This is a genomic window from Paraburkholderia madseniana, assembly GCF_009690905.1.
GTDB classification, from domain to species: domain Bacteria; phylum Pseudomonadota; class Gammaproteobacteria; order Burkholderiales; family Burkholderiaceae; genus Paraburkholderia; species Paraburkholderia madseniana.
This window is the reverse complement of the sequence record NZ_VOSW01000012.1, coordinates 121,649-130,235: the sequence shown is the minus strand read 5'-3', so window position 1 is coordinate 130,235 and position 8,587 is coordinate 121,649. Positions and strand designations below refer to the sequence as shown.

Below are 8,587 nucleotides of genomic sequence, written 5' to 3'. Positions count from 1 at the left end.
TAATAATATTCGACAGCGTTTATTAATTGCAGATCAGCGCGTCTCTTTCGCTAACCAACACGATATTCGACGGGATCTGTATTCCATCTGTCCGAACTCTTCAGTGTGGCCAACTTCTTCATCCGAGCAAACTCCACGACTTGCCTGCCGACCGTTTCCAGAGAATCGGCTACTTTGGAATCGATACATTCATCGTTCACAAAGATTCCACCCGAGCTATTGATCGCGGCTCCAAACGGCGTAGGCCAGCCACGCAGTGCATGGGTAATTGTCCGCAATGTAACCAAGGTACTGCCTGTCGCCTGCCAGCCATAAGCCGTTGCTATCAGACCAACTGGAACACCCTCCAGATACGGGCGACTATCCTTGGCCGTCTCCTCAAGATAGTCAATGGCATTTTTCAGGAGTCCGGAAATCGTTCCATGGTACCCAGGGCTGGCAATGACCACTCCGTCGGCAGCCCTGATTGCTCTCAAAAGCAGGACCGCGCATGGGTTGTCGGCGGCATTCGACACAAGATAGTGGGGCAACGATGCAAGTACTTCGCCCCCAAACATCTGTACATCAGCCCCCGCACTCTCGGCCGCGGACATCGCGATCCTGAGCGATTTTTCAGTAGATGAACCCGGCGTAGACGTACCACCGAGGCCAACTATGAAGGGACGAAAGTTATCTTCGGACGACATCGTAAATCTCCAGAAATTGCTGAGGAAGCACGGACAGATAGCCCCTCGGATTCGCCATACTCGCCTTGATTACCGGGCATCATCCAGAAATGGGAGCGGAAAGTTCTTCAGGCCACATCACACTTCCATCGCGCCACGGATAAAACATAAGGAATCCATATCATTACATCATTACCGAACCAATCATTGTTCCCCGTGCGAGATCCCACGCGATCAACATACAGGGACTACATCAAAAATGCTTCCTCACATTGTCAGTTCAGACGGATCCGACCGTCATCCGAGTCACTGCGCAAAGTACTCGCCAACGATCAGTTCCAACTGCTTTTCAATGTCGACCGCGTTCAGTGACCCGCATCTTCTCGCCATCGAATTGCCCCAACTACCATTTTCGTTAGCGTTTCAACCAGCTCAGAGTCATCAATGTTTCGATTCAACAACTCCAGGTCACCATTTGCGACAACCCAGTTGTAGCAACTGAATTCAACCATCGAGCAAAGCACCGAGCTTGCAACTTCCGGATCAACGCCCTGGCAATAACCGCGACGCTGCGCGAGGCGAATGCGAAGGCTGGCGATGCGGATGCCCTGTGCACGAATCTGCCGCCACATGTCCGCGAACGACTCGTTCACCATCGCGGCCTGAAAGACCGCTACGGCAACCGCCCCGTGTTCGCGGTAAGCCCGCCAGAACGCACGCACCACCGCGCGCAAATTGTCAAAGGGGTCCAGTTCGATCCCGCTGGGGGCGCCAATATTGTCTTGCACTGCGATCCGGAATTCCTCAGCAAGTGCCAGAAGCAGTTCCTCTTTGTTTCGGAAGTACTGGTAAAAGGAGCCGATTGCTTTACCCGCCTCTTCCGCGATATCACTAATCTTCGCGTTGTGATAGCCGTCTCGCGCCAACACGCGGCGGGCCGCAGCCTTGATTGCCGCTTCCGTCTTACTACGCTTCGTGCTTTCGCGAAAACGCCCCGCCTGTTCGATTGCCATGTCTGCGCTACCCACCTATCCGACTTCCATGCAGACAACTATAGCAGCCCGATATCTAAAATGAAAGTGAATTCACATTCATTTTTATATTGGGGCACGACCCTGACGCGCCCCACCCTGATGCGCTTCAGTTCGCGCGGCTGGGGCGTCCTGGTCAAAATCCGGAAAGACTGCACTTGTCGTGAGAACGCGGCCGGCTTACGGTCGCGGGTATATATGTGTCCGACAAAGAATGGAGCTTCGCGGAACGCTATCTGACACTGATGAACGTCACCACGCCGCAGCGCAAATATGATCTGCGCGACATGTTTAATGCGTTACGCTGGATCGCGCGGGCCGGTGCGCCCTAGCGGATGCTACCCAATGACTTCCCGCCTTGGGAGTTGGTGTATCAGCAGACCCAACGCTGGGCTGTTTTGAGAACATGGTCTGCGATCTGCGCTCGGTAATACGCGTGGCACAGGGACGGCGGGGGGCAACCCAGCGCCGTCATTCTGGATAGGCGCACGATGCAGTCAACCGGCGAGAGCGGCGCATGTGCGGGCTATGACGGTTATAAGCGCAAACGCGGCAGCAAGGTCCACATTGCGGTGGACACCTTGGGGCAATTGCTGGCCGTGCACGTAACCCCGGCCGATGAACAGGAGCGCTCAGGTGGCAGAGCTTGCGCGTCAGGTCCAGCAGGTAACGGGACAAACCGTCAAGGTTGCATTTGCGGATCAGGGATACACGGGCGAAGAATCTGCACAGGCTGCACGCGATGAAGGATAAGGGACTGACGAGGCGCAGCGAAACGCGCAGCGCCGCGTAGACAATGGGCGTTGTCAGGTTGACGGAAAGCACGGGCTGCATTGCCAGCTTCGTAATAGTCTGGAGAAGCCCCTGGTGCGCGCAGACGTGCTTCGCCCTCGCTTTACGACACCAGCGTTCCAGCTTTATGTAATAGCCACCCTGCGCCGCACTCACTACTATCAAAGGATATTGAACAACGCTGACGCTAATGGTGACGCCGCGACGCGCATCCAGCGCCGCGATCCCGAACATCCGGACCGACATAATCCTTTGAGGCGGCATGAACAAAGACGCCATCCCTCGCCAAGGCCCCATAGACGAAGTGGACACCGTCTCATTGGCAGCCTCGCTCCTGTTCACGCACGGGCAGACCACGGAAAGGACGGTCGTCGCGGCGCAGCAACTCGGGCGCACCCTTGGCGTACCGGTCAGGGTGTTGCCGCACTGGGACGAACTCGTGGTCGAGCTTGACCACACCGCCTTCTCGGAAATTGTCCCGGCCGCGCCGCTAAGCGTAGACATGGGCAAGGTACTCGCCGTCCAGACAATCGTGCATCAAGTCTGCGACGGCGCCATATCGACCGCAGACGCGCGCCCGGCGCTCGTAGCGGCAGAGCGCATGCCACCCGTCGCGATACTCCGCTTCGCTCTGTTCGCGGCCATCGGCGCGGCGTCTCTCGGTGTGATCTACGGCGTGTACGATGCGGCGAGCCTGGCGCTGATCGCCCTGAGCGCCGGCGCGGGGGCCCTTATGCGTCGCTGGCAGGCGAAGCTTGGCAGCGACCCTTTCCTCGAACCGCTGACCGCGGCCACGCTCGCCGGCGTAATCGGTGCCGTCGCAGGTCGCCTCCACCTGTCAGACGCGCAATCGCTCGTCGCATTTTGCCCCTGCATGGTGCTGGTTCCCGGCCCGCATATCCTCAACGGTGCGATCGATCTTGCGCGCACCCGGATCACACTGGGCGTCGCACGACTGACCTATGCCGGTCTCATCGTGCTGATGATCTGTACGGGCCTGCTGATCGGAACGGCCGCCAGCGGCGGCGCCCTTCAGGCCGGTATGTCCGCGGCCGCGCCCGCGCCCTTCGCAGCCGATGTCCTCGCCGCAGGATGCGCCGTCGCGAGCTTCGGGACTTTCTTTTCGATGCCGTGGCGCCTGCTGCCCCTGCCAATCGTCGTCGGTATGCTGGCGCACGCCGCGCGCTGGGCGCTCGTCTCGATCCTGAGCGCCAACGCTGCGATGGCGGCGTTCTTCGCCTGTCTTCTGGTGGGCCTCATCGTTGCGCCGCTCGTCGATCGCCTACGCCTGCCCTTCGCCGCCGTCGGCTTCTCTGCGGTCGTCTCGATGATGCCGGGCTTCTACCTGTTTCGCGCCGCAAGCACGCTGCTTGAGTTGGTCGCCGTCGGACCGCGCGCGTCGGCCGACCTTGTCCCGGCCCTCGTCGCGAATGGCGCCACGGCGTTCCTGATCATCCTGGCCATGACCGTGGGATTGGTTTTGCCTCGCATGCTGTTTGCGCGGTTCGCGACGGCGCGCCCGGCCTTTTGAATGACCTTCAAGCCCAAACCGCGGCGGATGGTTGTTGCCTGACCCGAAAAGCGGCCAGCTTCCGGGCGACAACCATGTGATTGTCCCTTTCGCTCGAAGCAACAAACGGTCACGAAGTTCTCGCACAACCTACGGTAGTCTGTCGGGATTGGTTCAGCAGCGGCGGGTCTGCGAATCGACTCCGCCAGTACGACAACGGTTATCGACACCTGATGGAGGGTACTTACTGTGGCTACGAACAATGGCGGTACGCTGTATGTCCTGCAGGCACGTCCACCGGCGATCATCGCTCTGTCGCCGGACGGTTCACACGAGGTCGTTCTCGGGAACCTCACGCGCACGCCCGACGGCATCAAGGTCGATGCTGAAAACCAGATGCTCTACTGGACCAACATGGGAACCGGCATCCATCTGGTCGACGGCGATCCGGCTTCCGGTGCAGTTCCCCCGAACGACGGCACGATCGAAAGCGCGAAGCTCGACGGAACCGGGCATCGGGTGCTGGTGCCTTCCGGTATGGCCGGAACGCCCAAGGAAATCGTATTGGATAAGGAAGGTGGTCACCTGTACTGGTGCGATCGCGAAGGCATGCGAGTCATGCGTGCGCGGCTGGACGGCACGGAGGTGACGGAACTCGTTCGCACCGGGAATTTCCCGGAGGATACGGCCGACGCGAAGCGCCATTGCGTAGGCATCGTCCTGGATAAGGCAAACGGGCATGTCTACTGGACGCAAAAGGGAGCGCCGGATGCCGGAGAGGGCCGCATCTTCAGGGCGGGCATCGAGCTGCCGCCTGGTGCGACACCCGATAGACGCCCGGATATCGAATGTTTGCTGGCCGATCTGCCCGAGCCGATCGATCTCGATATCGATCACCGCGACACCATGCTTTACTGGACGGATCGTGGCGACGATACGCATGACGGAAATACACTGAATCGCGCAAAAATCACGGCGTCCGGACTGGTTGATCGCCAGGTGCTCGCCCGCGAGCTGAAAGAAGGGATTGGCGTGTCTCTCGACTCCCGGGGGCGCCGCGCATTTGTGACCGATCTGGGCGGCAACGTGCGCGAGTTGGACATCGATCTGAAGCAAGAAGCGCATTTCACCACCGTTGCTCATCTGGGTGTGCTGACCGGTATCGACTACGCGGAAGACATCTGAGTCGGACCCCTCAGAACCGCCCGGCTCAAGGCTCCTGACTAGTCGGCCTGAACAGGATTTCGTTCAGGCCGACATCGCCCGGCTGGCTCATCGCGAAGGCCACCACGCAAGCGAACGATTCCGCGGGAATCATCACCCACGATACATGGACAAAGTGGCTACCCAAAAACAGACAAAATCGGTCATTTAATAACACCAGTCGAACGCCTAATCTTCACTCACCGACCCACGGCGTGGGTCCAACCCCCAAGGAGTGAATCATGGAACAACGTCTCGACTTCTACAAAGCCAACCCCGCTGCCATCAAGGCGATGCTCGGCGTCGAAGAACGCATCGGCAAATCGGCCCTCGAAAAATCGCTGACCGAACTGGTCCGTCTGCGCGCCTCGCAGATCAACGGCTGCGCGTTCTGCGTCGACATGCACGTCACCGACGCCCGCAAAGGCGGCGAATCCGAGCGGCGTCTGGCCACCGTCGTGGTGTGGCGTGAAACGCCCTTCTTCACTGACCGTGAACGCGCGGCGCTCGAATGGACCGAAGCGCTCACGCTGGTGTCGCAAGAACACGTACCCGACGCCGTGTGGCAAGCCGTACGCCCGCATTTCAGCGACGAAGAACTGGTCGACCTGACGCTGCTGATCTCCGCCATCAACGCATGGAATCGCTTTGCGATCGCGTTTCGCAAGATGCCGGCTTGAGCGCGCCGTCGCCACGCCCCTGCGAACCCTTTCTGCATAACCCTGAAGGAACGAAGTCATGAAAATCATGCACGTCGACGCGAGCGCCAAACGCGAGCGATCCAACTCGCGCGCGTTGAGCCAGCATTTTCTGGAGCGCCTGCGTGAAGAAGGTCTGGATATCGAGGTCGACTACCTCGACGTCACGGTCGATACGCCGCCGCATGTGAGCGAAGCATTCGCCATCGCGACCTACACGCCGTTGGATGAGCGCACGCCCGCCATGAAAGCGACGCTGGCGGCATCGGATGCGCTGTGCAAGCGCCTGCTCGACGCCGACGCGTTGGTCTTTGCCATGCCCATGTACAACTGGTCGATGCCCTCCGTGTTCAAGGCGTTTGTCGACAGCATCACGCGCACCGGGCTGACCTACGTATTCACAGACGACGGGCGCATAGAAGGCCGGCTTGCGCGGCAAAAGGTGCTTTTCATCACGAGTCGTGGTGCTGACTTACGCGCCGGCTCGCCCTACTCGTCGATGGATGCGCTGACGCCGGCGCTTAAGGCCGCATTCGGATTTCTCGGTGTCGCGGACCCGACCTTTGTCGACGCGCAGCCGTTGCAGTTTTCGGATCAGGCCGCACGGATCGAAGCACTCGAACGCGCGCGCACCGAACTCGCTGCGGTGGCGGCGCACTGGGTCAACCCGGCGAAGTCGGAGCCGGCCTCGGCATCGGAACTGAACAACGATGTCATGGCACTCAGCCAGGAGTAATCGCATGAAAATTCGTACGCTGACGGCGACGGTAGCACTCGCCGGTCTCCCCTAGAACTTCGGATGACACTCGAAATTCACTGACGACGCATGCTCGGTCATCATCTGCACGCCGCTCACCGTTTCAGTCGTGACACTGCTCTGCATGCCGCGACGCTCGCAGTAGTCGCGCGCCTCGCTTATTGCGTGTTCATGCGCGCGCGCCCAGGCCATCTTCCCGCCGGTGGCGCTCGCCGCTACCGTGTATGTGCCGGGTTTGTCGGTTGCGACAACATCGGTCGTCGATGCGCATCCCACCAGGCTGGCGCACGCGGCCACTGCCGCGATGAGCACCCGCCCCCGCCTGGACAACGCGCTTCTGCGCTGCGGCACTACGGATGCCCGCTCCTGATCGAGCACGGAATCTGACACAGGGTTGAACATATTCGTCTACATTTTTTAACCGTTTACCAATCTCGAAATTATGCGCAATCAGGCGCGCGAGATCAGCTTCGTCACCTGAAAACACTGTTGCACACGCCTGAACAATCGCTGGCAGTCCACGCCAGGAAGGGGCTCCGCAAGTCCGCGGCACAACAGACAAACACCGCGTCCCCGCGGGCCTGAGCCCTGTTTCCGCGCCCCTTCTGTTGCATGCAATTTCTGCACTCTCCTCATACGAACAATGCACTGGCTTTATTCCTCTAGTTGACCGAAATTAGCACGGTCATTCCATTTTGCGGCGCGCAGGAGTCGGGTCGGAGAACCCCACCCGCGTTAACTCCGCAGCAAAGACTGTGCAATCGAGTCCGCAACCGGCGGATATAAAAAGAGGAGACATGCATGCGTTTTATCAACCATGGCGTTTGCGGAGCCAGGCTGATTCTGGCCGCCGGTGGCGCCGCGGCCGCCGAGTCGAGCGTGACCTTGTACGGCGTCGTCGATTCGAACATCCAGTATCTGGACAACGGCGGCGTTCATTCGTATGCCGAAAAGAGCGGAGGCTCGACGGGCTCCCTGTTCGGCCTGAAGGGCACTGAAGACCTGGGCGGCGGCCTGAAGGCGCAGTTCACCGTCGAAACGGGCTTTAACGTGAACAACGGCGGCTTGTTCGCCGACACGTCGGCGCTCTTCTATCGTCAGGCATGGGTCGGCCTGAGCCACGACCAATACGGCTCGTTGACCATGGGACGCCAGTACGAGCCGAGTTTCCGGGTCATCTATCCGTCCGATCCGTTTCGCGCGAACGAAGTGTTGTCGCCGTTTTCGGCCAACGTCCTCGCAGTGGATCGGAACACGCTGTCGACGCAATACGATTCCGGCCGCGCCAGCAATTCGATCATGTATCAATCGCCGGATATGAAGGGCCTGAAGTTGTACGGCATGTATGCGTTCTCTGCCACGGTGAGCCAGCCTGTGCCGGCCACGACCGGCAACATGCTGAACGTCGCGGCCACTTACTCGGGCTACGGTTTCTACGCGGGTCTTGCCTACGTGAACCAGCATCCGGGACAGGTGACCATCGCCGGCCTGCCCACGTCGCTGAGCCTGCTGGGCACTGAGCACTTCATCGGCGCGCTCGCTTACCGGATCGGTATCGTGAACTTCCAGTTCAACTATTCTTACAACCGCCCGCAGGACCCGGCGCATGGGTCGCTGGCCGCGCACCTGGGCACCGCCCATTCGCTAAGCATTGCGGAGTTGGGCGCGACGATTCAGGCAACCCCGGCCGATACGATCACGATTGCGGGCGTTCAGCGCAGCGTGCGCGGTGCGCATGACAATACGCCGAGCATCGAACTGGGCGTCGATCATTCGATCTCTCAACGTACGAGTTTGTACATGCGAGCGGGCTACATGAAGAACAACGGTACCGCCACGGTGAGCTGGCCGGGCGTGACCGTGACCGCACCCGGAACCAAGCAGATTCTTGCAACGGTGGGCATGACACATCGGTTCTAAGGCAAATCGCC

Annotated in this window: 8 protein-coding genes and 1 pseudogene; 6 read left to right on the top strand and 3 right to left on the bottom strand. The window is 59.9% G+C overall.

The features are described 5' to 3' along the window. Positions 1–50: 50 nt before the first annotated feature. Positions 51–686 carry an NADPH-dependent FMN reductase gene (locus FSO04_RS08920; RefSeq protein ID WP_154559326.1) on the bottom strand — a complete coding sequence of 212 codons (636 nt, stop codon included), beginning with the start codon at positions 684–686 and terminating at the stop codon, positions 51–53. Between the two features lie 344 nt (positions 687–1,030). Beyond that, positions 1,031–1,678 carry a TetR/AcrR family transcriptional regulator gene (locus FSO04_RS08915; RefSeq protein WP_154559325.1) on the bottom strand — a complete coding sequence of 216 codons (648 nt, stop codon included), beginning with the start codon at positions 1,676–1,678 and terminating at the stop codon, positions 1,031–1,033. A gap of 212 nt (positions 1,679–1,890) precedes the next feature. Here FSO04_RS08915 and FSO04_RS08910 point away from each other — a divergent pair. The 5 genes and pseudogenes from FSO04_RS08910 to FSO04_RS08890 form a co-directional block, all read left to right on the top strand. Then, positions 1,891–2,446: pseudogene (locus FSO04_RS08910) on the top strand (IS5 family transposase); the annotation flags it as partial. A gap of 304 nt (positions 2,447–2,750) precedes the next feature. Further along, positions 2,751–4,019: a threonine/serine exporter family protein gene (locus FSO04_RS08905; protein ID WP_154559324.1), complete on the top strand. Its 1,269-nt coding sequence runs from the start codon at positions 2,751–2,753 to the stop codon at positions 4,017–4,019. 228 nt (positions 4,020–4,247) lie between these two features. Further along, positions 4,248–5,183, top strand: a complete 936-nt coding sequence (locus FSO04_RS08900) for an SMP-30/gluconolactonase/LRE family protein (protein ID WP_168435617.1) — start codon at positions 4,248–4,250, stop codon at positions 5,181–5,183. Positions 5,184–5,443: 260 nt separating this feature from the next. After that, the gene (locus tag FSO04_RS08895) at positions 5,444–5,881 is read left to right on the top strand and encodes a carboxymuconolactone decarboxylase family protein (RefSeq protein WP_154559323.1); all 438 of its coding nucleotides are present in this window, start codon (positions 5,444–5,446) and stop codon (positions 5,879–5,881) included. Positions 5,882–5,939: 58 nt separating this feature from the next. Then, entirely contained in the window at positions 5,940–6,635 is a 696-nt protein-coding gene (locus FSO04_RS08890) for an FMN-dependent NADH-azoreductase (RefSeq protein WP_154559322.1), read from the top strand. 51 nt (positions 6,636–6,686) lie between these two features. Here the strand turns inward: FSO04_RS08890 and FSO04_RS08885 are convergent, their stop codons facing one another. Then, positions 6,687–7,058 (bottom strand): hypothetical protein, encoded by a 372-nt coding sequence (locus tag FSO04_RS08885; protein WP_154559321.1) that lies wholly within the window; start codon positions 7,056–7,058, stop codon positions 6,687–6,689. A gap of 399 nt (positions 7,059–7,457) precedes the next feature. On the opposite strand from FSO04_RS08885, the gene FSO04_RS08880 reads away from it, so the two are divergent. Continuing rightward, positions 7,458–8,576, top strand: coding sequence for a porin (locus FSO04_RS08880; RefSeq protein WP_154559320.1), 1,119 nt, complete (start codon positions 7,458–7,460; stop codon positions 8,574–8,576). Positions 8,577–8,587 lie beyond the last annotated feature (11 nt).

Coding starts and splice junctions, on each gene's coding strand:
- FSO04_RS08920 (WP_154559326.1), bottom strand. CDS start 686: ATGTCGTCCGAAGATAACTTTCGTCCCTTCATAGTTGGCCTCGGTGGT.
- FSO04_RS08915 (WP_154559325.1), bottom strand. CDS start 1,678: ATGGCAATCGAACAGGCGGGGCGTTTTCGCGAAAGCACGAAGCGTAGT.
- FSO04_RS08905 (WP_154559324.1), top strand. CDS start 2,751: ATGAACAAAGACGCCATCCCTCGCCAAGGCCCCATAGACGAAGTGGAC.
- FSO04_RS08895 (WP_154559323.1), top strand. CDS start 5,444: ATGGAACAACGTCTCGACTTCTACAAAGCCAACCCCGCTGCCATCAAG.
- FSO04_RS08890 (WP_154559322.1), top strand. CDS start 5,940: ATGAAAATCATGCACGTCGACGCGAGCGCCAAACGCGAGCGATCCAAC.
- FSO04_RS08885 (WP_154559321.1), bottom strand. CDS start 7,058: ATGTTCAACCCTGTGTCAGATTCCGTGCTCGATCAGGAGCGGGCATCC.
- FSO04_RS08880 (WP_154559320.1), top strand. CDS start 7,458: ATGCGTTTTATCAACCATGGCGTTTGCGGAGCCAGGCTGATTCTGGCC.